Source organism: Thermococcus sp. JCM 11816 (assembly GCF_055396515.1).
In genome coordinates this window covers 423,261-446,511 of sequence record NZ_AP043741.1, presented here as the reverse complement: position 1 = coordinate 446,511, position 23,251 = coordinate 423,261, and the positions used below count along the sequence as shown (strand labels likewise).

Below are 23,251 nucleotides of genomic sequence, written 5' to 3'. Positions count from 1 at the left end.
ACACCCGCGTAGATTCTACTCTTCCACATACAAGCAGCTTTCCAATTGTTCTCATAACGGAAACAGCGGGAATGGCGGCTTTCCTGATTGTAGTCCTGTTCTTTGCCGCGTTAGATGTTAGGAAAACCGGGCATTTAAGTTATCCTACGGTTAGGTTAGTTCTATCCGGCATCATTGCCCTTGGTATAGTTGCCATTTTAAAGTCGACGTTTCAAACTCCGAGACCAAACGAGGCTGAGGTCTCGTTGCCTTTCCTCATGGCACTCAAAAACGTTGACTACTTCGCCTTCCCCTCTGGCCATACCGCGAGGGCCTCAGTTCTCGCTTCCTACCTTCAGGAACGCTTTCCAAGGTATGCCCCGCTCTGGTGGGCCTACGCTGTTGGAATCGCCCTTACGAGACTTCTGCTCCACGTCCATTGGTTTGGGGATGTCCTGTTCAGCCTTCTGCTGGGTTCCTGGACATATCTCCTCGTGGACTTAACCAGAGATTCATGGCTTCCAGTATATCAAAAAACCGTTAAACTGCTTGGACTGGAGGTGTTTGACGTTGAACTGGTTCGCTGAGGTCTTCCTGCTCTCGCTGATTCCGACTTTTGAGGGACGCTACGCCATAGTCTACGGCATTGGGAGGGGATACCCCCTATGGGGAACTCTCCTGGCGGCTACCCTTGGAGTTCTGCTTCTCTCAATTCTCCTCCCTGCTGTTCTACCCCTAATAGACAGGCTTATGCTCTGGCTTGAGAGAACTCCATTGAGGAAGATTGCTCGCCTCTATATCTATTACGTCGAGCGGGTAAGGAAGAAGGCCCACTCCTACGTCGAGAAGTGGGGTTTCATAGGTCTCACTGTTTTCGTTGCAGTCCCCTTGCCCGGAACCGGTGTGTGGACAGGGGCCCTAGCGGCTTATCTGTTCGGCATCGAGAAAAAGCGAACAGTTCCGGCCCTTATACTGGGTGGCCTTCTGAGCATGGGGATAACGATTGGGCCTGCACTGGGGGTGTTTGGATAATGCCGTTCAGCGTCTGCATGAGAGACTGCTACGATACCTGCTCGATATTGAGCGAATTCAAGGATGGAAAACTGTCAGTGGGGGGAAACCCCGAGCACCCGATAACGGCCGGCTTCCTCTGTCCTAAGGGCGCTCTCCTGCCGAAGTGGTTCCACTCGCCCGACAGGCTGAAGGCTCCCCTGATACGCACAGGGGGGAGGGGGAGCGGGGAGTTCAGAGAAGCAAGCTGGGACGAGGCAATAAACTTCGTAGCTAACAAGCTCAAGGAAACGATAGAGGAGTATGGAAGCGAGAGCGTTCTTGTCTACCAGTACGCCGGCGACAGGGGCGTTGTAAACTACGCCTTTCCACTGAGACTCTTTCACTACCTCAACACTGCAATGCTCGACTACGGCATATGCGACCGGGCCGGGCAGGAAGCTTTGAAGGACGTTTACGGAACCGCGATAGGTCTTGACCCTGAAGAGCTGAAGAAGCAGAGGCTAATAGTTTACTGGGGCGTCAACCCATTCTGGACGAACCTCCACGGCTTCATGCTGGCAAAGCGCTACAGCCTTGAGACTTGGACGGTTGACGTGGTGAGAACCGAAACCGCCAAGCGCTCCCACAGGTTCTTCCAAATAAGGCCCGAAACCGATGTCCTCTTCGCTCTGGGCGTTGCGAAGCTGATAATCGAGAACGAGCTCTATGACAGAGACTTTGTGAGGGAGAACGTCTACGGCTTTGAAGAATTCAAGAATTATGTAAAAACGTTATCGCTTGATTATGTAGTTAAAGAGACGGGGCTCTCACGTGAGGAGATTGAGGACTTTGCCTTCGGTTTCTCCGAGAAGAGGGGAGTAATCCACATAGGCTACGGCTTCCAGCGCTCCCTCTCGGGCGGTGAAGCTGTAAGGGCGATAGCCATCCTTCCCGCGCTCGTCGGCCACCCCTTTGGCTTCATCTACGACATGAAGACGATAGACAAGTCCTACGCTGAGGGTGCTTTCCTAAGGACTAAACCCGCCAAAAGGATTGCCCAGGTGAAGCTGGCTGAGTATATCGAGAAGGGCGAGATAAAGTTCCTCTACATCTACAACTCGAATCCCCTCGCGAGCCTGCCAAACCAGAGGAGGCTCAGGAAGGCCCTTAAGGAAAGCGACGTTTTTGTGGTTACTCACGACATCTTCCTCACGGACACAGCCCTATACTCCGATGTTGTTTTACCTGCCAACACGTTTTTCGAGCGGCTTGACATAGCCGACAGCTACTACCACCGCTACGTTGCCCTGAACGAGCCGGTTGCGAGGCTCTACGGTAAGTCCAACAGTGAGGTTACGAGGCTTCTCGCAAAGGCCCTCGGCATCCAAAACCCCCACCTACACGAGAGCGATGAGGAAGTGATAAGAAAAATCCTCGAACTCAATGGCCTGAGCTGGGGGGAGCTGAAGAGAAAGGGTTTCATTAGAGTTCCTGAAAAGCCGCGCAGATGGAAAACGCCGAGCGGAAAGATAGAGTTCTACTCCCAGCGAGCCGTCGAGCGCGGTCTCTCTCCGTTCCCCGAGTACAGAAAGCGGGAAGGCAAGTATCCGCTGAAGCTCCTAACGCCTACCTACCGCATGACGATAACGAGCCAGTACCACAACACCTACGGGATGATTGACCCCAATCTCTACATGAACCCGGCCGACGCGGAGAAGAGGGGAATAAAGGACGGCGATGATGTTGAGGTCTTCAACGACAGGGGGAAGATAAAGACCACCATAAAGATCACCGAGGACCTGCCGAGGGGTGTCGTCCTCCTCTACAAGGCCTTCTGGGTTAGGCTCCTCGGGTGGAATGCAAACTTCCTTACTACGGACGAGACGGCCGAGGAATACGGGAACGCTTCAGCATACCATTCGACGTGGGTGGAAGTGAGAAAAAGAGCTCAGAACTCGAACTCTTCAAACTCCCTCTGAATTATTTTCAGCTGCTTCTCCGAGAACGCCCGTGGTTCTAACAACAGCACGAGAGTTCCACCCTGGGATATAGCGAAGTCCTTAAGCGAGAGGAGGAACTTCAGGGTGCTCTCAAAGCCGTTCTCTAGGACGAGATACTCGAAGCCGTCGAGCACAACAAGCGAGTGGCCGCTATCTAAGTATTTCTTCACTATATCAACTAGGATTCCAATATCCGTTGGAGAAACGGCTATGATGTTATCAGACACCTGACCTTTGGCTGCCTTCGTGACCCAAAAGACCTGAAACAAAGGCCTGAGATCTTTTGGAGGGTCTCTGGTTATTAAAACACCGTTTCCTGTTTCCTGCATAGTTCTAATAAGGCGTTCTACGGTATCTTTGCTGGTCGTGTAAAAAGCTCCCCGCGGAATTTTGATTATCGGCATTTCTGGTGGATTTATCGTGAGGAAAGAGTACGTTGTTATTCCAACGAGCATCATAAACCTGGCAAGGGCACCGGCACCGTAGAGGTAGCCGGAAACCGTCTTGATTTCGTGTGTGACTGGAAAGGTTACGTTTATAACCCCCAATAAAATCGCCCCGGCAGGAAAGAGAACTGCAGTGCTCTCCTTCCAGATGCTCTCCTTGAAAAGTACATAGCCTAGGAATATGAGCGACACACCAAGAAGCACTAGGGGATAAGCCATTATGTAAAAATCCCCAAGTCCGGCGAGGGTAGCGAGCACGACGTAAGTTATGCCACTCGTGGAGACTAGAAGAAGAATGAGTTGTCCAAAAAATTTCCTCAGGACACCAAGAAACGACAGCGAAGCCAATAAGAAAAACATCCCCTCTACGACGGCCATGAGTGACATTACAACGGGCAGGGCTTCGATTTTGGGAACCCATCCAAGAGCCTCAAGAATGCGCTTCTGACTTATTGCCCCCAAGAAGTCGAACCACAGGGCTATGCTCAGGAACAGCATCTCGGATTTCTTGTTCCTGGCCCACTTATACGTGGCCAGTCCCCACGTTGCGAGCCGTGTAATTAAGTTTACAACCTCTATCACGAATGCTCACTCCGTATTTTATTATCTATTCTGAAAGAGATAAAAGTTTCGCAAGTTCATGCAGTCAGTTTGAAGTTCATGGGGAAATAATACCCTCAAAGCACCCTTCTCCTGAACAGCAACACCAGGGGTACCAGCCATGCCAGATGGACGGCGAGGGCTATTGGAAAGTCGCTGTAGTCGTTGGTAGGTATTCCCTCGAAGACTTTGTAGAGCCAGTAAGTTGGAAGGAACGCCGTGAACCTGCTCCAGTCCGTTGAGAGGTTCCGCCACACGACAACGAGCTTTATCACCGGCGGAAGCATTAGGAGCCAGCCGAGGACTTTGCTCACCGTCAAAGCCTGCATCCTCGATTCCGAGAACACCGTAATTAACAGCCCGTAAATCCAGACTTCGAGCAGGAAGAGTGCAATCAAAGCTAGAATACCTTTTTGAGGAATCTCAATGTCGAGGATGTATGGTGCAGCGGCAGTCAGGAGGGCAGTTACTATCGAGGCCCAGGTCAGCCTGTATGCCAGGAAGGCCTCGCTGGATATTGGAATCACCTTAAGTGCCTGTATCGTCTTGTCCTCCTTCTCGTCGGCCATCATAAAGCCGGGTATCATGCCGAATATCATTGGTATGAATATCAGGCCCAGGAGGGCCAGGAGGGGATAATAGACCCCGATGCGGTCTTTGAAGTAGCGGACGATGAGGAGGAGGACGAGTGTCATTACAACGCTGTACAGGAGCATCGGGTCCCTCCTCAGGAGCCTGAGGTCGGTTCTGTAAATTGTCCCAAACTTCCTCACAAAGCTCATCTCAACCCCTCCACGGCGTACTTGTAAAACTGGATTTTAGCCGCGTAATAGGCCACAGCCGACCAGAGGAGCAGAGCCACCCCCGAAAGCGCTAAGGTGTCACTTGAAACCTCCACGAACGGCGCCTTGAAGAAGTAGAGCGCCGGGTAGCTTGGTACAAGGTAGAGGACTTTCCAGAGCGGGTGCGTTAGGTAGCCGTGGTAGTGGGCGAAGGGCAGGAGCGAGACCACCAGAACTGCCATTATCGGGATGAAGTAGTCGTCCAGGTCGCGGTATTTTGCAGATATAGCTATCCCGAGGAGGGTGTAAACCGCGGAGCACAGGAAGACCCCCGCGATGACGTAGGGAAGCCCGTTGAGTGAGCGCGTTCCCACGGCCATTATGAGAATAGCACCAATCACCGAGAGAACGCTCATTATGATCGTTTTTGCCAGAATGTAACTCCTCCACTCTATCGGCGTCACTGCCAGGGCACTTATCGTCCCGTCCTTTTTCTCCGCGAATATCTCAGTGCCAACGAACATGAAGCCCACCAAACCCGGCTCGAAGAGTAGGAATATAGGCACCATCGTCGGGAGGTACTGCTCTGGAAACGCCAAGAGCATCAGGCCGTAGGCCAAACCTATCAGCACGTATATCGGGTAGACGAAGCTCCTGAACCCGACGATTACGCTTGTCTTCAGCAGGTTCTTCATCATACGAGCCGCCTCCCCGTCACCTTGAGGAATATCTCCTCCAAGGTCGGCTCCTCCGTGTTGATCCGCCTTATCTCGTGGTTCCTCAGGATATTCAGGAACTCCTCGTTCTGGCCGATGCCCTCAAGCGGGAACTCCGCGGTCTTAACGCTCCCGTTCTCAACGTACTCGACCTTCACGAGCCTCTTCCCCATCTTGACCTTGAGCTCGCCTGGGTTATCAACCAGCCTTACGGAGCCGTCGACGATGAAGGCAACCCTGTCGCAAAGCTCATCGGCCACGTACATGTTGTGGGTGGTGAGAAAAATCGTCTTCCCGCTTTCCCTCATCTCGAGGAATAGGTCTTTGAACTTTCTCGCACTCGCTGGGTCGAGGCCCTCAAGCGGCTCGTCGAGGAAGAGTATGTCGGGGTCGGGGAGAAGGGCCCTCGCGATGTCGAGTTTCTTCCTCATGCCCTTCGAGAAGCCAGCAACGAGCTGATCAGCCTCCTTGTCGAGCCCGACCATTTTGAGGACTTCCATCGGGTCGAGGTGCTTCTTGTAGAAGCTCGCGAAGAACTCGAGGTTTTCGAGGGCAGTCAAGCGGGAGTAAACCGCTGGAAACTCGAATGAGACACCGATTCTGTTGTAGTAGTCCTTGCCCCACTCGCGCAGGTCTTTTCCGAGAACTTTGGCCGTTCCTTCATAGTCCCTGATTATCTTGACGAGGATTTTGACGGTGGTCGTCTTTCCAGCCCCGTTCGGACCGAGAAAGCCGTAGATTTCGCCCTCCTCGACCTCGAAGCTTAAGTTTTCCACACCCCTAACATCGCCGTAGTACTTTCTAATATTCTTAACCTCAATTACAGGCATGCTTTCACCAATTTAAAATAGGGCTTTGAAGTAGTTATAGTTACCCCCGCACATGTGCGGTTGAACTTTTGCTTATTCGATTATTCCTTCCAGAACCTTCTTCAAACCCTTCCTAAGGTGCTCCTTCACGGTTGATGGACTTAGGCCGAGCATCTGGGAGAGGTCCCTAAGCGTCACGCGCTTAGGACTATCAAAGTAGCCGCTTTTGTAGGCCACCAGAAGGGTCTTTAGTTGTTTTTCTGTGAGCTTTGAGAATATGCCCTCCTTTGGCGTGTAATCTTCTATGCTAGCGACCTCCGCATTGTAGGTTTTCTTAATGGCCGATATAACTTCAGGGACCAGGTTCTCCTCACACACGACGTAGAGAAAGCTCTCCTCGCGAGTCATCGTGCCCTTCTCAAATATTAAAAAGCCTCTTTTCTGGAGCTCAAGTATGTCAAAGGCTTCTTCTGCGTTAGGGTGTCTTGGGAGCTTTGCACGTGTGTACAGGTAGTAATGGCCGTTTTTTAGGGGTATCAGCTTGACGTCCTCTACATAAGGAAGGTTCCTCATTCGATTTACGACATCTTGGGGGTTAACTTCTTCTTTGAACTTCAATTCCACGAGCTTTATGATTTCGTCACCGACCATGAAGTGCGTGTCCCCGTATGCCCACTCAATCGCCTCTATAAACCATTTAAAGTCCGAGAACACATCCGAAGAATTGAGAAACCTGAACTTTATCCGCTTCATGGGTCATCACTTGAGACACGCTGTTCTTGCGATTTTAAGTCTTACCGAAAAACAAAGAAAAATGAAAAGCCTCACTTCGTCGCCCTCGTTATGCCCACATCCTTGACGAGCACGTAGGGCGTCGATACTGGCGTGTTTACCTCCCACCAGTGGATGTGGTGGAGCTCCTTTCCGAGGGCGATGACGCTCTCAAGAATCCTCTGGAGGTTATCGCTTACGCGAATGTTCCTTATCGGCTTCAGCTCGCCGTTCTCAACCAGGAAGATGCCGTCCCTCGGGATCGTTGAGAAGTCGCCAGCAACGTAGTTCTGGAAGCGCGTGTACCAGACGTTGGTGATGTAGATGCCCTTCTTCACCTCGCTGAAGAGCTCTTCCTTCGAGTAGTCTCCAGGTTCGAGGACGATGTTCCAGGCGTGCGGCATCACCAAGCCGGCATTGGCGGTTGTCTCGGTTTTATACTTCCTGGCGAGGCTCGTGTTGAGGAGGAACGTCTTGAAGGTTCCGTTCTCGATTATAGTCGTTTCCCTCGTTGGGACGCCCTCATCGTCGAACTTCCTCGTTCCGTAGCCGTTGGGCAGGTTCCCTATGTCCTTGATGGTTACTCCGTCAGCGGCGACCTTCTGCCCAAGCTTGTTCACGAGGAAGGAAAAGCCAGCTTCGGCGGCATAGGCGGAGGTCATGAAGCTCATGTAGCTGAGCAGGTTGGCGAAGGCCAGCGGGTCGAATATGACGTCGAACTTCCCTTCCGGCCCCTGCTCCGGGTTTCTGGCCAACCTTGCTATCTCTCCCGCCTTCCTTCCGGCGCTCTCGGGGTCGAACTTCTTGAGCACCCTCACGGAGTTCGTCCCGTGGCCGCTCTCGAGGTCGCCTATGAAGGCCCTGACGCTTATCTCTATCCCAGTCCCCTCGTCGAAAGCTTCCACTCCGTTGCTCGTGGTCAGGTAGAGCTTGTTGTGGTCTGTGTAGAGGACTCCAGCAACTCTCTTCGCCCCTTCCTCAAGGGCCGCGTTTATTGCCCTCTCAACGTACTCGTTCGGTTCATCGAGCTCGACTATCGCCCTGTCAAAGGTCTCTGGAATATCCTTGTACTCGAAGGGCCCCTCGGCTATGCCGTAGTAGTCCTCCTTTGGAGACATGCCCTTCATGTTCGAGAGGAGCGTTTTCAGAGTCCTCTCTATGTTCTCATTGCTCAGGTCGGTTATGGTAGTGCTCGCTACCCTCTTCTCCTTTTCGACGAAGAGCTCGACCTTCCTCTCGTGCCAGTTTTTGGCGACGGTTATCTCGTTGTTGGCAAAGCGAACCTGTCTCCGGTTTGTTTCATAGCTCAGGACAACGACGTCGCCGAAGCCGAGCTCCTTCGCCCTCTTAAGGATGAACCCGTTAACGTCGAACATCTTCACCACCTCACGGCCTCCTAAGCGGAATATCCCGCAGTCTCGCGTGCGCTCCGCCCATCCAGACGGGAACTCCCTGTCCGGGCTCGCCCTTGCCGCAGGTTCCCGGGTAGAACTCAACTTCCTTTCCTACGGCATCAACGCTGCTCCACAGTGCCCTCGTCGTTATCTCAAGGATGGGTCTCCTGACCGGGTGCTTTATCTCGCCGTTCTCGATGAGGTAGGCCTCCCTTCCGATGTACCTCTGCTGGTAGCGCCTGTCGTCTATGTTCCACTCGTTGAAGCTCACCATGTAAACACCGAGCTTGATGTCTTCAATCAGCTCCTCGAAGGAGTGGTCGCCCGGAGCCAGGTAGGTGTTCGCCATCCTCACTATCGGCTCGCGGTTGTAGTTGATCGCCCTGGCTGAGGCGTTTGAGCGCTGGCCGAGCTTGTAGGCGTACTCCCTGTTGGTGAGGAACTCGTTTATGATTCCGTTCCTTATGAGGTACCTCGGACGGGCCTTAACGCCCTCGTCGTCGTAGAGGTAGAATCCCCAGCTGTTCGGGATAGTTGGGTCTTCTATGACTGTAACGACGTCGCTGCCGATTCTCTCCCCGAGCATGTCTGGTTTAACGAAGCTCTCCCCCGCCTGCGCCGCTTCCCTTCCGAAAATCCTGTCGGCCTCGTACGGATGTCCAACGCTCTCGTGGACTGCTATGCCAGCCACCTCGGGGCTTATCACGAGGTCAACCTTCCCCTCGGGCGGCTTCTGTCCCTCGTAAATGAGCCTCTTAAGGGCCATTACGTCCTTAACGGCCCACTTCCAGGGTTCGTCCTTCTCTAAGAGCTCAAGACCGCCAGAGAAAGCCCTCTGAACGAAGGGCGCCTGCTCCATCTGGCCGTTCTCAAAGACCACGAGGTTGTAGGTGAGAGACACTCTCGGGATGTAGCTCTCAACGAAACCACCGTCGCTGTGGGTTATTATCTTGTGCCACATCCAGTCGGAGTAGCGGAGGAAGCGCATCGGCACGTTCACACCCGTTCCCTTCACTTCCTCCTCGACCTTCTTGAGGAGTTCAAGCTTCTCCTCCGGCGGTATGTCCCGGAAGTCCTTCCTCATCTTGACTTCGTAATAGACCTCGTGGAAGTCCTCCTCGGAAAAGCGTATAGGTTCGTTCCTCACCTTCGAGGCGGCTTTTGCCAGCTTCACGGCCTTTTTCACGGCCTCTGCAACGCTCTCTTTCGTCAGGACGTTGGTTGATGCAAAGCCCATGCCGCCGTCAACGAGAACCCTTATCCCTATGCCCCTGTCCGCGAGAATCCCGAGGCCCTCCGCGTTACCGTTCTTCATTACTAGCTCAGTACCATTCTTTTCTTCAAAACGCGCTTCGGCGTAGTCCGCCCCCAGTTCGAGGGCCTTTTCAACGGCAAACTCTACAAGTTCATGCATGCACATCACCCCAGTTTACTGCATAGAATAGTGCCCTCCGAAGTATAAAAATCTTTCCGCTTCGATTTGTGTCGAAATGTTGCACCCGTTTGGTTTTTAAGGCCGCTGATGAGATGCCGCCAGGTGGTGAAGATGGAGATACGCGAGTTCCAGGGGATGATACGTGATATCTACTTTCACAAGGACTCGAAGAGAGGCATTGAGAGGACTTTCCTCTGGTTCGTTGAAGAAGTCGGTGAGCTGAGCGAGGCGATAAGGAAGAGAGACAAGGAAGCCATGGAAGAGGAGTTCGCTGATGTTCTCGCCTGGCTCGCCAGCCTCGCCAACCTGCTTGGGATAGATCTCGAAGAGGCCGCGAAGAAGAAATATCCTGGAGTCTGTCCATACTGCGGCAAGAACCCATGCGAATGCGAGGAGAAGTTCTGAACTACCGGGTAAAAAGAGGGAAGCGGAAGTATTCAACCGAGGATTTCCCTCTTTATAACCTCGGCAATCTCAACTATGGCCTTTGAAGCCCTGGCCTCTGGGAAGGCCTCGACTACGGGCTTAAGCATGCTCATGCTCTCTGGAACGGCTCTGTCGTAGGGTATTCTTCCCAGTATCGGTATTCCTTCTTTCTCAGCCCACTCCTCAAGGCCAGTAAAGCCGGGGTTGATGTCGGCTTTGTTGATTATCAGGTAAGCCGGCTCCCTGAAGTGCTGGACGACCTTGTAAGCCCTCTGAACGTCGCTGAGCGAAGCCGGGGTAGGCTCTGCTATGAGTATGGCAACGTCTGCCCCACCGAGGCTCGCTATCACCTGACAGCCTATTCCAGCGGCCGAATCAACTATCATGTGCTCGAGGTTGAGCTCCTTCATCAGCTTCGCGGCCCACTCTTTCTCTTCGGTTACCAGCTTTCCGCTCTCGGGCCTTCCGACGTCGAGCTGGGCCGAGATGAGCGGGAAGCCGTACTTGGTTGTCGCCTTCCTGATTACCCCTGAGCGGACTTCCTCAAGGGTTATGGTTCCGGCCACCGGGCAGACCAGGCCACAGACGTTGCAGCCCTCGCAGGTGAGCTCGTTCACGACGTAGTTGCCTTCGTCATCGATGTAAATGCACCCGTAGGGACAGCGCTCGTAGCAGATTCCGCACCTTACGCAGCTCTCTGTGTTTATCCTGGCTATCTTGGCACCTATATGCTCCCTCTCCTCTTTCCACTCGGTCACGCCGAGGAGCAAACCAAGGTTCGGGGCCTCAGCGTCGGCGTCAACTGCCACAAACGAGTAATCGTCCTTCAGAAGGTAGAGGAGCGAGGCCGTTATCGTGCTCTTTCCAACGCCGCCCTTACCGCTCGCTATCGTCACCTGCATCACTCACCACCTCCAAGGAACTCTGCGACCCTTTCGGCGAGGCCTTTGAATATCTCTGCCTCGGGATAGTCCGTCAGGGCTATGGGTTTTCCCTCGACGTAACTTTTGACTATGTTCTCGCTGTAGGGGATCTCAGCCACGATCTCGGCGCCGTACTTCTCTGCCAGTTCCCTGACCTTACCAACGTCTCCGAGGTCAGACCTGTTCACCACAACCCACGTCGGAATCTTCATCAGCTTCCCGAGCTGTAGGATAAGCTCCGTGTCGTGTATGCCGAGGGGAGTGGGTTCTGTTACTGCTATGAGTAGCTTTGACCCTTCAACGGCCTTTGAGACCGTGTTCCCAGTTCCAGCGGCTGTGTCCACCATGAGAAGACCTTCCCTGACCTCTTCGGCCCTCTTCTTCGCCGCAACCACGAGCGGCATTGACCTCTCCTCTCCCTCCCTGAGCTTCCCCGTGACGAGCGTGAAGCCGTAGGGTGTTGGGGTAACGTACGTGTGGCCTATAACTCTGAAGGCCTCTTGAATGGCCCCTGGTACAGGACAGACTATCTCACAGGCCCTGCAGCCGGAACAGAGGGTCGGCATGAGGAAGGGCGTCCCGTCCTTCAGCGTCACTATAGCGTGCTCCTCACACACCTCGGCGCACTTCCTGCACTTGGTGCACTTCGAGTAGTCGAAGCGCGGCATGAACTGGTTCACGGGTTCTTCGTTTGCAAGCTCCACACCGAGGAGGATGTGGTCGTTCGGCGCCTCGACGTCGAGATCTGCCAGAGTCAGCTTGACTCCGATCTTTCTGAGCGCCACCGCGAGGTTTGTCGCGACCGTTGATTTTCCGGTTCCGCCTTTTCCACCGCTGATCGCTATCTGCAAGCTCTCACCTCCGGAAATTAGGGAAGCCGAATTGGTTATAAGCTTTGTGCATACGCTCATTACTCCCTGCTCCTCAGCCTTCTCATGTAGAACTTCTTCCCGTTGTACTCAAGCTCTATCAGCTTCCCCTCTCTCAGGAGCTTCTCAACGACGCTCCAGTCAGCGTTCGCCTTCTTCAGGAACTCTCTGACGGCATCTTCGCGCATTGGATGGACTGCCGTAATGCTCAACAGATCTTCCTCAACGTTCCCAGTAAAGGCGAAGGCGTTCCCCTCGTAGCCGATCAGGTATTCCACGCGCCCCTCACCGAGGATTTCGCTGAAGACCTGATAGGCGTGGTTGATGACCTCTTCCTTAGCGGGTTTGACCCAAGGCTCCGCCGGCGGCCTCGTTGGAACGGCTATGTAGGCTTTGTCCGGTTTCAGCTCCCTCAGAAATTCCGCTATCTTCTCGAACTCGTCGCCGTAGTCTATCCCGTCTATCAGCATCGTCTCTGTGACGACCCTTCCCCCAAACTCTTTCCTGAACTCCAGCATGCCGTCGAGGATCTTCTCAAGGCTCAGGCTCTTGTGAGGCCTGTCGATTCTCCTCCAGAGCTGCTCACTGACAGCATCAACTTTCAGCGAGACGAAGTCAAACTTCAGAAGGTCTTCCCTGACATCTTCTTTCCAGATGAGCGAGGAGTTAGTGAGGATAGCCAGGGGGATTCTGAGGGCTTTTAAAAGCTCTACCTCCTTCCCGAGGTTGATGTCGAGGGTTGGCTCTCCATCGGGGACGAAGGTTATGTAGTCTATCCTCTCGTTCCTCGCGAGGGCCTTCTCGACTTTCTCCTTGACTTCTCTGAAGATCAGTTCGGGCTCGTAGAAGGGCCTCCTCTCGATTTCCATCCTGAGGGTTTTCCCTATCTGACAGTAGACGCAGGCGTAGGTGCATACCTTGTCGGGGATGTTGTTTACCCCAAGACTCCTTCCGAGCCTCCTCGAGGGGACGGGTCCAAAGGCTATCATACCACCACCAGAATTAGGTCGACCTAAAGGCGTATAAACCTTGTGAGGAACAAAAGCAATAAACGGGAAGCACGAACAAAGGGCGGGATGTTCTATGCCGAAGATCGAGCCCTTCGAGAAGCACCGCGACAGGTACGAGAACTGGTTCGAGAGAAACCGCTACGCTTACCTCTCCGAGCTCGAGGCCGTCAAAAGGCTCCTGCCGAAGGACGGAAAGGGAGCTGAGATAGGCGTCGGGACCGGAAGATTCGCGGCACCCCTCGGGATAAAGCTCGGCGTTGAACCTTCCAAAGCGATGGCCGAGATAGCAAGGAAGAGGGGAATTGAGGTCATCGAGGGAACGGCTGAAAATCTTCCTTTCGAGGACAACAGCATGGACTACCTTCTGATGGTCACGACTATTTGCTTCGTCGACGACCCGGAGAAAGCTTTGAAGGAAGCCTACCGCGTCCTGAAGCCGGGTGGGGCGTTGATAATCGGCTTTGTAGACAGGAACAGCCCGATAGGAAGGTTCTACGAGGAGCACAAGGACGAGAGCGTTTTTTACAAAGAGGCGAGGTTCTTCTCGACTGAGGAACTGTTGGAACTCCTCAAAAAGGTCGGCTTCAGGGAGTTCGAGATAGTGCAGACCCTCTTCCACAGGCTCAATGAGATTAAGTCCGTCGAGCCGGTAAAGCCGGGCTACGGTGAGGGTAGCTTCGTTGTGATAAAGGCGGTGAAGTGATGGCCATGCTGCTCTCGGAGATTAAGAAAAAGGCTTTGAATCTCGCAAAAGGGCTTGAGTTAGTTGATTTCGGCTTTGCTCTGCCTTACACGTGGGTATTGGCTGAGGGGCCCGAGGGAAAATCCCTAGGCGTTGCAATGACCCTCCCGGAGGAGGTTCAGAGGTACACCAACTCCATAAGTGAGCCTTCCATCGAGGCCTTCATCGAAAAGGCCGACAGCCTGAACGTCATCGAGCGGACCCTCGGGATAGCGGCGGTAAACGCGGTCTCCCAGTACCACCTCGACGTCTCAGACCTTCCAGATGTTGATGTGGTTGAGCTTGTTGAAGGCTTCAGTGAGGTGGCAGTGATAGGCAACATGCCACCCGTTGTCAGGGCACTCCGCGAGAAAGGAGTTAAGACACTCGTTTTCGAGAGGAACCCGAAACTATGGGACAGGGAGACGCTCAGCGACGCTTTGGAATACATCCTCCTTCCCGAGGTTGAAGCGGTCATCGTCAGCGGCTCGGCACTGGTTAACGGAACGCTCGAGATGATCCTCGACCGGGCGAAAAAGGCAGAACTGATAGTCCTGACTGGCCCAACCGCTCAGATACACCCGGAGCTTGTCAAAGGGACTAGAATCACCCATCTTGCGGCTATGAAAGTTGTGGACCTTGAAAGGGCGCTCCTCGGCCTCAAGCTCGGCTCCTTCAGGGGCTTTGAGAAGGGGAACAGAAAGTACGTGGTAGGGGTTCACTAATGGCGTAGTTGGGGCAGAAAACGGGAAGTTTTTTCCACGTATCCCCTCCACTCATCGCCGAACCTCTCCTCGAGGGCTTTCTCCTCCTCGCCTATGAACCCGAGCACGCCCGCCCAGTAAACGAGAGGAAGTAAGAGCATGAAGCCTCCGAAGAGGAGAGAGAAGCCTGGAATCACGAGAAAGCCCCAGATGGAGTATATCGGATGCCTCACCCTTGAGTAGCAGCCCTCCGTGAGCAGCTTTCCCTTCGAGTAAGCCCTTGAGACCTGAAGGTAGCAGAGAAACCAGAGGGAGAGGCCGAGGAATACCATCAGGAGCCCAAGGGCTGGAAACGCGAGAAAGCTAACCCCAAGCCTCTCGTTGAGGTAGAATGCAACAACGGCATAGATGGAAGAAATGAGGGCAACCTTTGGAAAGATGCCCCAGAACTTCATGTTCACTCCTCTATCGGCGGTTTTTCGGCCTTCTTTTTCTGCACCTGCTCCCAGAGGTCGTCGAAGTTCTCTACGACCCTCTGGAGTGCAAGGTTTAGATCCCTTGTTCTCGTGAAGAAGGCCACCTTGTTGGTCTTGTCCCTTATCCTGAGGAAGTTTGGACCCATCCTGAAGGCCGCTAAAACGTCAACGTCGAGGAGCTGGCTGACGACTGCCTTGAACTTCCTCGGGTCGCCGTGCCCCTCGTCGTGTTCTTCCTCTATGTCTTTAGCCTTGTTGTGCCTCTTTTCGAGGAGTTTTATGCTTCCATCCTCGCAGATTTCGTAGATCGCGAAGAACTCTGAATCACCGTAGTGTGCATCTATGAGGTGTTCATCATCTTCCATTCCGAACGCGACTTTAAGGCATCTCTTCTCAGCCATGAGCATCACCCTAATTAGGTGTCCCTAATGGGTTATAAGGTTTCCCTATGTTCATAACGTATCTGACTAGAAAAATGAAAGTTCAGAAGTCGATGTCCTCAAACCACTGCTCTATTAGATCTTCTGGAATTTCTTCCTCTTCTGTCTGTTCCTGCATGAACTGCCACATCTCGAGGTGCCTCTCAAGTATCATTGCGTGTTCCTCAGATATTTCTGCAAGCCATTTGAAGAGCCGTCTCCATTTTTCCTTTCCAGCTCTCATGGAGAGCTCCCTATAGAGCCGAGCGCTTGCGCGTTCAGCATCGATGGCATAGCGGTAGAAGTCTTCGACATTCATGTTTGGATCGGCTAGGGCTTTCTCTAGGAATTCAATTGCGGTTTTGATGTCCTCTATCCCGTGGATGTTTTCAGCTTGGATCCTGGCTTTTTTCAACAGCTCCCCGTTCCTCTCTGAGTGGCTGGCCAAAAGTCTCAAATCTTCTTTGAAGTCTTTGGGTACGAGGGGAATAAGCGCCCGGTACAGTCTTGCCTTCTTCTCTTCAAGCATTACTAGCTCGTTCATCCGCATCACCCAATTTTACTAACTTTCAGTTAATTTAAACCTTTCGATGCATCTATTAGGCTCACCGAAAACTTTAAATGCTGTGCATATGCACAAAATAATAGACGAAAGAATGGAGGTGGTTGGCATGAGGATCGCTGTCCCGACTAACGGTGGAGGTAGAGAAGACACTGTCGCCCCAGTCTTCGCGAGGGCACCGGCATTTTACATAGCGGACGTTGATGAGAACGGGAACATCGTTAGCGAGAAGGTCATTCAGAACAGTGCTGCAATGGCCGGCGGAGGGGCCGGACCAATGGCAGTTCAGACCCTCATCAATGAGGGCGTTGAGGCAATAATAGCTCCACAGGTCGGCCCGAACGCACTCGGTGCCATACAGGCCGCTGGTATCAAGCTCTACCAGGTCGCCCCAGGGACGCCCGTTGAGGAGGCCATAAAGAGCGTCGTGAGCGGTGGAGCGGCCCAGTTCACGGCACCCGCTCCGCAGGCTCCGGTTGTTCCAGCGGCCCCTGCAACTCCAGCAACACCGGTGCCGCCAGCGTACGGCCCAGCCTACCCGGCTTATCCTGCCTACGGCTACGGTTTCGGCCCTGGGTGGGGCAGAGGCTGGGGTCGCGGATGGGGTAGAGGACGCGGCTTCGGCAGAGGTTGGGGCAGAGGAGGAAGAGGCTGGGGAGCGAGGCTCAGCTACTGCCCGTGGACAGGAATGCCCAGCAGGAGAACCCTCCGCTGGTATTACGGCTGGTGGTGAGGCCGTTCCCTTTAACTTTTTGAGGTGTTAGAAATGCCACGCGGTTACGGAAGGGGCATGGGCAGGGGTGGAAGATTCGGCCCGTATCCACCCTATTACGGGGGCTTCTTCGGCCGCTTTGGCCTCTATGGCATAATAGACCTCGTCTTCCTGCTCCTGATCCTCTACCTGCTCTTCAAGCTCTTCCTAGTGGCTTCAGTCTACGTCGTAGCCCTCGTGTTGGTTTACATCCTCTGGGGCTTCCTAAGTCCGAGGAGAGGCCGCTGGTTCTGGCCTTAGCTCTCTTTTCCATGCTTCTTTTTCAGGCCGTTCAATACAGGTTTTTGAGACGCTCTATCGAGAGGTATGTGAACAGCAGTGTTAGAAATACTAAGACCAGCGCCGAATAAACCGGATGAACGACCTCTGTGTATTTCAGCATCGAGAAGCGGAGCCCCTCCACGAGATAAGTCATCGGTGTCAGGTAGCCTGCTATCAAAAACCAGCGTGGAAAGAGGAGGAGAGAAGCTATCGCACCGCTCGTGAACATCATAGGGAGTCTAAGGAGGTTCAGCCAGGTCATGGCGCTTATTGGGTTCTCGACGACGAGCGAGATATAGAGAGCCAGCCCCGAAAAGGCCAGCCCGCCGAGGAAGGCGTAGCCAACAACCATAGGCACGTTCCAGATTGGATAGACCATGAAGTGGGACACCAGAGCGAGGCTTACTAAAGCCACAAAGAGGCCGAAGAGGGAGCCGACTAAGAGCTTGGCAAGGATTATCTCGATGTAGCTCACAGGAGCAACGAGGAGGCGCTCAAAGGTTCTGAGCCTCCTCTCGAAGATTATGGACGAGGCCACAAATGAAGTCGTACCGAAGACTATCGAGATCGAAACGAGACCCGGGGCGAGGTGGTCTATGTCGCCGAAGCGGACGATGAACGCTAATGTGAAGACGATCGGAAACACCACTCCCCAGCTTATTGAGCCCGGCTTGAGAACGTACTCCTTGAGTTCCTTTCTCGCTATCGTGAGAACCTTCAAAGCGGACACCCCCCACAGCCGCACGCCCCGCCTTTTGGAACCTCTGTCGTCAGCTCTATGAAGACTTCCTCTATGCTCGGCGCCTCGGTCGAGACCTTGAGGATCTTAAAGCCGAGCTCTCCCCTGAGCCTGCACAGCTCTGCCATGAAGACATCGGCATCGGTAACCGTTATCACGATATCTCCCTCATCGAATGTCGGCCCGTAGATGTAAAGAGCATCGAGGAGCTTGTTGGAGAGCGGCTCGACCTGAAGCCTGACTCTCGTTCCCTTCCCAATGAGCTTCGGAAGCTCCGTCCGCGTCCCCTCGGCGATTATCTTTCCTTTGTTCATTATAGCGACTCTCTGCGGTATCGTCTCAGCTTCAACCATATTGTGGGTGGTAAGGAAAATAGTCATGCCCCTCTTGTTCAGCTCCCTTATGAGCGCCCTAAGGGCCTTGGCTGAGTGGACGTCGAGCCCATTCGTCGGCTCGTCTAAAAACAGTATCTCAGGCTCGTGGACTAAGGCGGCCGCTATCGTTACCCTCCTCTTGAAGCCCGAGCTGAGCTTTCCGAACTTCCTCTTTGCAGGGAGGTTGAACTCCTTGATTAGTCTGTCAACGTTCTCCCTTGGAGCGTCGTAGAGGTCTGCGGTGAACTTCAGGTTCTCCTCGACGGTAAGCTCCTCGTAAAGATTGGATATGTCGGGGACAAGGCCTATCGAGCGCCTAACCATTAGACCTTCCTTCTTCACGTCGTAGCCGTTCACGTAGGCCTCTCCAGAGGTTATCCTGGTGAGGGTCGTGAGCATTCTCACGGTCGTTGTCTTTCCGGCCCCGTTCGGACCGAGAAGTGCAAAGGCCTCCCCGCGCTTAACCGTGAAGCTTATCCCCCTAACGGCCTCAAAGTCGCCGTACCTCTTCACGAGGTTTTTCGCTATTATTGCTTCCTCCGCAGCCATATCAGCACCCCGAGGAGGGCTATTCCGACCAGAATTCCACCAGCAATGAAGGGGTTGTAGCCGGGTTTTACTGAGCTTTCCTCTCCCGCGGTTTCCGACTGGCCCTGGGCGGTTGGAGCAACTGAGTAAGCAACTATAACGCTGTAGCAGTTGTCTATCTCGTGGGAGCCGTAGTCAACAACGAAGTAGCCCGTGGGCGAGAAGCCGACGTGGTAAACAGTCCCGTTGAAGCTCTCGAACCACTCGACCGTCCCGTTGGGGGCTATAAGCTCGGCGTTCTTTCCGTAGGCCACCACAGTGTAGCCTTTAAACGTTGCAACGTCGTTGGCATAACTCAGGAGGGGCGTTGAATAGAGGAGCTTTCCGGCAGAGTCAAGGAGCGTCACGTTCCCCGTCATTCCTGCGGCCGCTATGTACTCCCCGTCGGTTGAAATCGAGCGGACGTAGCCGTTGAAGTGCCTTTCCCAGGTAACTGAGCCGCTATCCGAGAGGAAAATCAACTCGCTCCAGCTCTCGTCCTGCGGAACTACAAGAACTGCTATGCCGTTTTTGAGAGGTACAATCTTCCTAACGGCTCCATTAAATGCTTTCTTCCACAGGAGTGTTCCATCGAGCTTGAATACATGTATTCCAGCATTGCTACCTGCGAGAACTCTTTCACCTGAAAGGACAACGCTCCAGACGTATTTCCCAATGTTCTTCTCCCACTTCAGCCCCCCGTCCTGGAAAAGGTAAACGTAGCCAGCGGCATCTCCAGCGACGGCGACTTTCCCATCGGCCGATATGGAGACGCTCACAACAGCTTCCCTTAGCTTCCTTTCCCAGAGCAGTTTTTTGGGCTCCGAAAACGCCTGAACCCAGCTTCCTTCCGTCCCTATCAGGAGGACGTTGTTGTCAGAAAGGGCCGAAGAATATGCGATGCCCCTCGTTGGAGCTTTGAGGAGGAGCTTTCCCTCGGGAGAGAGCAGCTCAGCGTCATAGCCAAAGGCTAGCCCAACGTAGCCTTTCGAGTTGAAAGAGACCGAAAACGCCGCGCACTGGTCGGTGTAGCTCCATATTTGAACGGGCTCTGCGAGGGCCAGCGGGAGGGTGAGCGTTAGCATTAACATAAGGACTGCAGGAAGTCCAAACTTCATCGTTCGCACCAGCTTTTAATTTCAAAACCCAGAAATAAACCTTCCGCATGGGATCCGAACTCCGCTCGGGCTTAGTCCTTATCGTTCTTTGCCACTATGAGCCTGACCACGCCGCTGTAGTAGGCTTCCTCTTTCTCCACTTTGAAGTGCTCCCTCACGAGCCTGTGGGTTTCTCTCAACGGGTCATCGTCAAGGAGAGGCTTCAGGAGGAGTTTCATAGGCAGGAGGAAAAGGTAATTCACCAGCCTGCTGTCACTTCTCGTGTGTTCGAGAAAAATTGCTCTTCCGTTGGGCTTGAGAACGCGTTTTATTTCTTCCATTGCCTTCTCCGGCTCCGGGACAGTACAGAAAACGAAGGAAGAAACAACCGTGTCGAAGAAGTCATCAGGAAAGGGAAGGCTCTCCGCCTCGGCAACCCTGAACTTCACGTCCATGCCAAGTTCTTTCGCCCTCTTCTTGGCAACTTCAAGCATCTTTTCCGAGCCGTCAACGGCGTAGAGCTCAACGCCCGGAGGGTAGTATCCGAGCGTCTTTCCGGTTCCAACGCCGATTTCAAGTGTCCTCCCTCTGGCGAGAGAAACCGCCTTCTCCCTGAGCGGGTTGAAGAACATGTTCAGTGGTCTCTCCAGAAGCTCGTAAAAGCCCGCTATCCTGTCGTACTTCTCGCGGTACATAAAAGACACCGGGAGGGGGCTCACATGCCCCCGCTTACAGCAAGCTCGATTATCTTCCTTATCTCGACGAGGAACTCCATCGGGATGTCCTTGAGCATCGGATCGAGGAAGCCCTTGACTATAAGCTGGGTTGCCTTCTCCTCGTCCAGTCCCCTCGACATGAGGTAGAACAGCTCTTCTTCCCTTATCTTGCCTATCGCCGCCTCGTGGCTGAGTTCAGCGTCGTCCACCTTGCTTATAAGCCCAGGATATGTCTCCATCACTGCTTTATCGCTCATTAGGAGGGCGTCACAGCTTATGTGCCCCTTCGTTTTCGGAGCCTCGGCCTCGATGATTCCCCTCGTTATGACCTTGCTCTCGTCCATTATGACTGCCTTGCTCGCGTTGATCCCGCTCGCTCCTGGCCCCTGGAGGAACATCCTGCCGCCGAGGTCAACGTAAAAGTCCTTCTGGCCAAGGATTATGCCGTTCAGCTCGACGTGGCCGCCTTCATCCACCCAGTAGTGCGGGTCGCCTATGTTGCTCTTCCCTGAGCCAAGGGTCACCGTCGTGTTGATGAAGCGCGCGTTCTTCCCAACCTTTGCCCTCGTCATTGGCCTCGTGTGCACATACTCGGGCCAGTTCTGGAGAACTGTCAGCTGTCCCTTTGCTCCCTCGTGGAAGTAGGCCTCGGTCATGTCGAGGTGGAGGGAGTGCTTGAGGAGTATCGGGGCCGTACAGCCCTCGATGAGGTGGAACTCTGTGTTCTTCTCGGCTATGATGATTATGTGCGGCGCCTGGGCCAGCGCGCTCTCCTGTATGAGGAAGAACAGGTGAAGCGGGAAGGGAACCTTCAAGCCTTCCTTCACGTAGAGGAATATTCCGCCGTTCCATACCGCCGTGTGATAAGCGGTCAACTTGCTCTCATCTACACGGAAGAGCTTGAGGAAGTGTTGCTTGACTATGTCGGGGTATTTTCTAACGGCCTCCTCTGTCGGGAGGACTATGAGGCCCTTCTTGGCCCAGTCCTGCAGGAACTGGTTGTATATGACGCCCGTGTCTGTCTGAACCGCAAGCCCGGCTATGTACTTCTGCTCCACCTCGCTTATGCCCAGCCTGTCGAGGAGGGCCTTCATCTCGGGTGGAAGGTCGTCGAGGCTCTCTATATGATCTGGAAGGCCTTTTACCTCTGGTTTGGCTATGAAGTGGAGGAGCTGCTCCTCGCTTATGACAGGGTCTTTGTGAGGCGCCCTCTCAAAGGCTTCCAGCGCCTTGTACCTTATCTTTGTCATCCACTCCGGCTCTTTGTTCCTCCTTGCGAGCTCCTCAATCTGGTTCTCGATGATGGCCTTGGCATCAGCGAGTGTTATCGTCTCGGTCATGCTCCCACCTCCTCGAATATCTTGGCGAACCCTTCGCGGTCTATCTGGTCTACCAGCTCACCGGAGCCGGTCTTGACGATCCTGCCGTCCTTCATGACGTGAACCGTAAGCTTCTCCCTGTCGAGGTGGCCGAGGATTCTGCCGTAGTGGGTGATGAGGAGTATCGCCGTCCCGCGCTGGTGGAGCTCCTCTATCTTCCTGCTGATTATGCTGAGGGAATCCACATCAACGCCGCTGTCCGGCTCATCCAAAATGAGAAGCTTCGGCTCGATGAGAAGTGCCTGAAGTAGCTCAAGCCTCTTCCTCTCACCGCCGGAGAAGCCAACGTTCACGTAGCGGTGTAAATCCTCCTCCTTGAACCAGAGCTCCTTGGCCTTTTCAACTACGAGATCGTAGGCCTCAGCGGGGTCCATTCCCTTCAGCTCCACAAGCACCTGCTGGAGGAACTCTATGACTTTAACGCCGTCAACCTCCGGAGGAACCTGAAAAGCGAGCAGAATTCCCCTCTTTGCTCTCTCGTCAGGGCCGAGTTCGGTGATGTCCTCTCCCTCGAAGAGGATTTTTCCATCGGTAACTCTGTACTTGGGATGACCCGCTATCGTCAGGGCCAGCGTTGACTTTCCTGAGCCGTTCGGCCCCATGATTACATGAAACTCACCCGGGTTAACTTCAAGATCTACGCCCCTTAGAATCTCCTTGTCCTCAACTGAGACGTGAAGGTTCTCAACTTTGAGCATTCGCCCACCTCCATGGGTAACGTTGATGGGACGTTTTTTAAGCATTTTGGAACAGACTTGTGTAATGAGCATATGCACAAGGCTTTTAACTTAGGCTTTCCTAACTCCGATGGAGGTGAAGGACATGAGGATAATCGTGTCAACTGTTACCGGAGGTCTTGATGACAGGGTGAACCCGGCCTTTGGAAGAACGCCAACGTTCACGATCGTGGACGTTGAGAACGGAGAGATAGTGAACGTTCAGGTGGTACCGAACCCCGGCTACTCACAGCCGAGGGGAGCGGGGGTTACGGCGGCGCAGTTCGTCATAGACCAGGGCGCCGACGTTGTCATATCTGGCCAGTTCGGTCCCAACTCCTCAGGAGTTCTGCAGGCCGCCGGCATAAAGATGGTCTCAGCCCCGGCCACCATGACCGTCAGGGAGGCCGTTGAGGCATTCCTCAGGGGAGAGCTGACCACTGCAGTCTTCGGTCCCGAGGGCGGAATGGGACCAGGCATGGGACGCGGTATGGGCGGCATGGGTAGAGGAATGGGCCGTGGCAGAGGCGGTGGAATGGGAAGAGGCCGCGGAATGGGAGGCGGCAGAGGAGGTGGATGGGGCTGGTGAGGCCCT

28 protein-coding genes are annotated in these 23,251 nt (G+C 53.9%); 9 read left to right on the top strand and 19 right to left on the bottom strand.

Features of this window, described 5'->3' with window-relative positions:
- Nucleotides 1-71 precede the first annotated feature (71 nt).
- Genes ACZ5TN_RS02510 through ACZ5TN_RS02500 form a run of 3 tightly spaced genes read left to right on the top strand, consistent with a single transcriptional unit; the run spans nt 72 to nt 2,951 of the window.
- Nucleotides 72-566 (top strand): phosphatase PAP2 family protein, encoded by a 495-nt coding sequence (locus ACZ5TN_RS02510; RefSeq protein ID WP_464917063.1) that lies wholly within the window; start codon nt 72-74, stop codon nt 564-566.
- A complete protein-coding gene (locus ACZ5TN_RS02505) occupies nt 550-1,011 on the top strand; it encodes a COG2426 family protein (protein WP_464917062.1) in 462 nt (153 codons plus the stop codon). The genes ACZ5TN_RS02510 and ACZ5TN_RS02505 overlap by 17 nt, the downstream gene beginning before the upstream one ends.
- Nucleotides 1,011-2,951 carry a molybdopterin-dependent oxidoreductase gene (locus ACZ5TN_RS02500; protein WP_464917061.1) on the top strand — a complete coding sequence of 647 codons (1,941 nt, stop codon included), beginning with the start codon at nt 1,011-1,013 and terminating at the stop codon, nt 2,949-2,951. Before ACZ5TN_RS02505 ends, ACZ5TN_RS02500 begins: the two co-directional genes overlap by 1 nt.
- Here ACZ5TN_RS02500 and ACZ5TN_RS02495 read toward each other — a convergent pair.
- From ACZ5TN_RS02495 to ACZ5TN_RS02465, 7 genes are all read right to left on the bottom strand, one after another.
- Nucleotides 2,921-4,000 (bottom strand): DUF835 domain-containing protein, encoded by a 1,080-nt coding sequence (locus ACZ5TN_RS02495; protein ID WP_011249642.1) that lies wholly within the window; start codon nt 3,998-4,000, stop codon nt 2,921-2,923. The genes ACZ5TN_RS02500 and ACZ5TN_RS02495 overlap by 31 nt on opposite strands.
- Before the next feature lie 95 nt (nt 4,001-4,095).
- A complete protein-coding gene (locus ACZ5TN_RS02490) occupies nt 4,096-4,800 on the bottom strand; it encodes an ABC transporter permease (RefSeq protein ID WP_464917060.1) in 705 nt (234 codons plus the stop codon).
- Entirely contained in the window at nt 4,797-5,498 is a 702-nt protein-coding gene (locus ACZ5TN_RS02485; RefSeq protein ID WP_054840292.1) for a fluoroquinolone export ABC transporter permease subunit, read from the bottom strand. The genes ACZ5TN_RS02490 and ACZ5TN_RS02485 overlap by 4 nt, the downstream gene beginning before the upstream one ends.
- On the bottom strand, nt 5,495-6,346 hold the full coding sequence (locus ACZ5TN_RS02480) for an ABC transporter ATP-binding protein (RefSeq protein ID WP_011249645.1): 852 nt from the start codon (nt 6,344-6,346) through the stop codon (nt 5,495-5,497). Before ACZ5TN_RS02480 ends, ACZ5TN_RS02485 begins: the two co-directional genes overlap by 4 nt.
- A 72-nt stretch (nt 6,347-6,418) precedes the next feature.
- Complete coding sequence (locus tag ACZ5TN_RS02475) at nt 6,419-7,078, bottom strand: helix-turn-helix domain-containing protein (protein WP_464917059.1); 660 nt, start codon at nt 7,076-7,078, stop codon at nt 6,419-6,421.
- Between the two features lie 71 nt (nt 7,079-7,149).
- On the bottom strand, nt 7,150-8,472 hold the full coding sequence (locus ACZ5TN_RS02470; RefSeq protein WP_464917468.1) for a TldD/PmbA family protein: 1,323 nt from the start codon (nt 8,470-8,472) through the stop codon (nt 7,150-7,152).
- Nucleotides 8,473-8,482: 10 nt separating this feature from the next.
- On the bottom strand, nt 8,483-9,904 hold the full coding sequence (locus tag ACZ5TN_RS02465; RefSeq protein ID WP_464917058.1) for a TldD/PmbA family protein: 1,422 nt from the start codon (nt 9,902-9,904) through the stop codon (nt 8,483-8,485).
- Nucleotides 9,905-10,036: 132 nt separating this feature from the next.
- Between ACZ5TN_RS02465 and ACZ5TN_RS02460 the strand changes: the two genes are divergently transcribed.
- Nucleotides 10,037-10,330, top strand: a complete 294-nt coding sequence (locus ACZ5TN_RS02460; protein WP_011249651.1) for a MazG nucleotide pyrophosphohydrolase domain-containing protein — start codon at nt 10,037-10,039, stop codon at nt 10,328-10,330.
- A gap of 32 nt (nt 10,331-10,362) precedes the next feature.
- Here ACZ5TN_RS02460 and ACZ5TN_RS02455 read toward each other — a convergent pair whose 3' ends face one another.
- Genes ACZ5TN_RS02455 through ACZ5TN_RS02445 form a run of 3 tightly spaced genes read right to left on the bottom strand, consistent with a single transcriptional unit; the run spans nt 10,363 to nt 13,132 of the window.
- On the bottom strand, nt 10,363-11,253 hold the full coding sequence (locus tag ACZ5TN_RS02455; RefSeq protein WP_464917057.1) for a nucleotide-binding protein: 891 nt from the start codon (nt 11,251-11,253) through the stop codon (nt 10,363-10,365).
- Nucleotides 11,253-12,125 (bottom strand): P-loop NTPase, encoded by an 873-nt coding sequence (locus ACZ5TN_RS02450; RefSeq protein WP_464917056.1) that lies wholly within the window; start codon nt 12,123-12,125, stop codon nt 11,253-11,255. Before ACZ5TN_RS02450 ends, ACZ5TN_RS02455 begins: the two co-directional genes overlap by 1 nt.
- A 59-nt stretch (nt 12,126-12,184) precedes the next feature.
- The gene (locus tag ACZ5TN_RS02445) at nt 12,185-13,132 is read right to left on the bottom strand and encodes a radical SAM protein (protein ID WP_464917055.1); all 948 of its coding nucleotides are present in this window, start codon (nt 13,130-13,132) and stop codon (nt 12,185-12,187) included.
- A gap of 94 nt (nt 13,133-13,226) precedes the next feature.
- Here ACZ5TN_RS02445 and ACZ5TN_RS02440 point away from each other — a divergent pair, with 94 nt between their 5' ends.
- Together ACZ5TN_RS02440 and ACZ5TN_RS02435 are read left to right on the top strand one after the other, a co-directional pair.
- Entirely contained in the window at nt 13,227-13,856 is a 630-nt protein-coding gene (locus tag ACZ5TN_RS02440) for a class I SAM-dependent methyltransferase (protein ID WP_464917054.1), read from the top strand.
- A 5-nt stretch (nt 13,857-13,861) separates the two neighbouring features.
- Nucleotides 13,862-14,599 (top strand): Rossmann-like domain-containing protein, encoded by a 738-nt coding sequence (locus ACZ5TN_RS02435; RefSeq protein WP_464917467.1) that lies wholly within the window; start codon nt 13,862-13,864, stop codon nt 14,597-14,599.
- On the opposite strand, the gene ACZ5TN_RS02430 is transcribed toward ACZ5TN_RS02435, so the two are convergent.
- From ACZ5TN_RS02430 to ACZ5TN_RS02420, 3 genes are all read right to left on the bottom strand, one after another.
- On the bottom strand, nt 14,596-15,033 hold the full coding sequence (locus ACZ5TN_RS02430) for a methyltransferase family protein (protein ID WP_464917053.1): 438 nt from the start codon (nt 15,031-15,033) through the stop codon (nt 14,596-14,598). The two genes, ACZ5TN_RS02435 and ACZ5TN_RS02430, sit on opposite strands and share 4 nt — an antisense overlap.
- Before the next feature lie 2 nt (nt 15,034-15,035).
- Nucleotides 15,036-15,455, bottom strand: coding sequence for a NifB/NifX family molybdenum-iron cluster-binding protein (locus tag ACZ5TN_RS02425; RefSeq protein ID WP_464917466.1), 420 nt, complete (start codon nt 15,453-15,455; stop codon nt 15,036-15,038).
- Between the two features lie 82 nt (nt 15,456-15,537).
- Nucleotides 15,538-16,023, bottom strand: a complete 486-nt coding sequence (locus ACZ5TN_RS02420; protein WP_464917465.1) for a ferritin family protein — start codon at nt 16,021-16,023, stop codon at nt 15,538-15,540.
- Nucleotides 16,024-16,144: 121 nt separating this feature from the next.
- On the opposite strand from ACZ5TN_RS02420, the gene ACZ5TN_RS02415 reads away from it, so the two are divergent.
- Together ACZ5TN_RS02415 and ACZ5TN_RS02410 are read left to right on the top strand one after the other, a co-directional pair.
- Nucleotides 16,145-16,768, top strand: coding sequence for a NifB/NifX family molybdenum-iron cluster-binding protein (locus ACZ5TN_RS02415; protein WP_464917052.1), 624 nt, complete (start codon nt 16,145-16,147; stop codon nt 16,766-16,768).
- 33 nt (nt 16,769-16,801) lie between these two features.
- The gene (locus tag ACZ5TN_RS02410; RefSeq protein WP_464917051.1) at nt 16,802-17,047 is read left to right on the top strand and encodes a hypothetical protein; all 246 of its coding nucleotides are present in this window, start codon (nt 16,802-16,804) and stop codon (nt 17,045-17,047) included.
- Between the two features lie 31 nt (nt 17,048-17,078).
- Here ACZ5TN_RS02410 and ACZ5TN_RS02405 read toward each other — a convergent pair whose 3' ends face one another.
- The 6 genes from ACZ5TN_RS02405 to sufC form a co-directional block, all read right to left on the bottom strand.
- Complete coding sequence (locus tag ACZ5TN_RS02405) at nt 17,079-17,798, bottom strand: ABC transporter permease (RefSeq protein ID WP_464917050.1); 720 nt, start codon at nt 17,796-17,798, stop codon at nt 17,079-17,081.
- On the bottom strand, nt 17,786-18,730 hold the full coding sequence (locus ACZ5TN_RS02400; RefSeq protein ID WP_464917049.1) for an ABC transporter ATP-binding protein: 945 nt from the start codon (nt 18,728-18,730) through the stop codon (nt 17,786-17,788). The genes ACZ5TN_RS02405 and ACZ5TN_RS02400 overlap by 13 nt, the downstream gene beginning before the upstream one ends.
- A complete protein-coding gene (locus tag ACZ5TN_RS02395; RefSeq protein WP_464917464.1) occupies nt 18,709-19,866 on the bottom strand; it encodes a WD40 repeat domain-containing protein in 1,158 nt (385 codons plus the stop codon). Before ACZ5TN_RS02395 ends, ACZ5TN_RS02400 begins: the two co-directional genes overlap by 22 nt.
- A gap of 71 nt (nt 19,867-19,937) precedes the next feature.
- The gene (locus tag ACZ5TN_RS02390; RefSeq protein WP_054840284.1) at nt 19,938-20,540 is read right to left on the bottom strand and encodes a class I SAM-dependent methyltransferase; all 603 of its coding nucleotides are present in this window, start codon (nt 20,538-20,540) and stop codon (nt 19,938-19,940) included.
- 20 nt (nt 20,541-20,560) lie between these two features.
- Nucleotides 20,561-21,901, bottom strand: a complete 1,341-nt coding sequence (gene smsB / locus ACZ5TN_RS02385; RefSeq protein WP_464917048.1) for an SUF-like minimal system protein SmsB — start codon at nt 21,899-21,901, stop codon at nt 20,561-20,563.
- A complete protein-coding gene (sufC, locus tag ACZ5TN_RS02380) occupies nt 21,898-22,638 on the bottom strand; it encodes a Fe-S cluster assembly ATPase SufC (protein ID WP_464917047.1) in 741 nt (246 codons plus the stop codon). The genes smsB and sufC overlap by 4 nt, the downstream gene beginning before the upstream one ends.
- Nucleotides 22,639-22,762: 124 nt before the next feature.
- Here sufC and ACZ5TN_RS02375 point away from each other — a divergent pair, with 124 nt between their 5' ends.
- Nucleotides 22,763-23,245, top strand: a complete 483-nt coding sequence (locus ACZ5TN_RS02375) for a NifB/NifX family molybdenum-iron cluster-binding protein (RefSeq protein ID WP_464917463.1) — start codon at nt 22,763-22,765, stop codon at nt 23,243-23,245.
- The last annotated feature ends 6 nt before the right edge of the window (nt 23,246-23,251 follow it).

Coding starts and splice junctions, on each gene's coding strand:
- ACZ5TN_RS02500 (WP_464917061.1), top strand. CDS start 1,011: ATGCCGTTCAGCGTCTGCATGAGAGACTGCTACGATACCTGCTCGATA.
- ACZ5TN_RS02435 (WP_464917467.1), top strand. CDS start 13,862: ATGCTGCTCTCGGAGATTAAGAAAAAGGCTTTGAATCTCGCAAAAGGG.
- ACZ5TN_RS02375 (WP_464917463.1), top strand. CDS start 22,763: ATGAGGATAATCGTGTCAACTGTTACCGGAGGTCTTGATGACAGGGTG.
- sufC (WP_464917047.1), bottom strand. CDS start 22,638: ATGCTCAAAGTTGAGAACCTTCACGTCTCAGTTGAGGACAAGGAGATT.
- ACZ5TN_RS02485 (WP_054840292.1), bottom strand. CDS start 5,498: ATGATGAAGAACCTGCTGAAGACAAGCGTAATCGTCGGGTTCAGGAGC.
- ACZ5TN_RS02470 (WP_464917468.1), bottom strand. CDS start 8,472: ATGTTCGACGTTAACGGGTTCATCCTTAAGAGGGCGAAGGAGCTCGGC.
- ACZ5TN_RS02490 (WP_464917060.1), bottom strand. CDS start 4,800: ATGAGCTTTGTGAGGAAGTTTGGGACAATTTACAGAACCGACCTCAGG.
- ACZ5TN_RS02475 (WP_464917059.1), bottom strand. CDS start 7,078: ATGAAGCGGATAAAGTTCAGGTTTCTCAATTCTTCGGATGTGTTCTCG.
- ACZ5TN_RS02410 (WP_464917051.1), top strand. CDS start 16,802: ATGCCACGCGGTTACGGAAGGGGCATGGGCAGGGGTGGAAGATTCGGC.
- ACZ5TN_RS02390 (WP_054840284.1), bottom strand. CDS start 20,540: ATGTACCGCGAGAAGTACGACAGGATAGCGGGCTTTTACGAGCTTCTG.
- ACZ5TN_RS02455 (WP_464917057.1), bottom strand. CDS start 11,253: ATGCAGGTGACGATAGCGAGCGGTAAGGGCGGCGTTGGAAAGAGCACG.
- ACZ5TN_RS02430 (WP_464917053.1), bottom strand. CDS start 15,033: ATGAAGTTCTGGGGCATCTTTCCAAAGGTTGCCCTCATTTCTTCCATC.
- ACZ5TN_RS02445 (WP_464917055.1), bottom strand. CDS start 13,132: ATGATAGCCTTTGGACCCGTCCCCTCGAGGAGGCTCGGAAGGAGTCTT.
- ACZ5TN_RS02400 (WP_464917049.1), bottom strand. CDS start 18,730: ATGGCTGCGGAGGAAGCAATAATAGCGAAAAACCTCGTGAAGAGGTAC.
- ACZ5TN_RS02415 (WP_464917052.1), top strand. CDS start 16,145: ATGAGGATCGCTGTCCCGACTAACGGTGGAGGTAGAGAAGACACTGTC.
- ACZ5TN_RS02510 (WP_464917063.1), top strand. CDS start 72: ATGGCGGCTTTCCTGATTGTAGTCCTGTTCTTTGCCGCGTTAGATGTT.
- ACZ5TN_RS02425 (WP_464917466.1), bottom strand. CDS start 15,455: ATGGCTGAGAAGAGATGCCTTAAAGTCGCGTTCGGAATGGAAGATGAT.
- ACZ5TN_RS02440 (WP_464917054.1), top strand. CDS start 13,227: ATGCCGAAGATCGAGCCCTTCGAGAAGCACCGCGACAGGTACGAGAAC.
- ACZ5TN_RS02465 (WP_464917058.1), bottom strand. CDS start 9,904: ATGCATGAACTTGTAGAGTTTGCCGTTGAAAAGGCCCTCGAACTGGGG.
- ACZ5TN_RS02420 (WP_464917465.1), bottom strand. CDS start 16,023: ATGCGGATGAACGAGCTAGTAATGCTTGAAGAGAAGAAGGCAAGACTG.
- smsB (WP_464917048.1), bottom strand. CDS start 21,901: ATGACCGAGACGATAACACTCGCTGATGCCAAGGCCATCATCGAGAAC.
- ACZ5TN_RS02460 (WP_011249651.1), top strand. CDS start 10,037: ATGGAGATACGCGAGTTCCAGGGGATGATACGTGATATCTACTTTCAC.
- ACZ5TN_RS02480 (WP_011249645.1), bottom strand. CDS start 6,346: ATGCCTGTAATTGAGGTTAAGAATATTAGAAAGTACTACGGCGATGTT.
- ACZ5TN_RS02395 (WP_464917464.1), bottom strand. CDS start 19,866: ATGAAGTTTGGACTTCCTGCAGTCCTTATGTTAATGCTAACGCTCACC.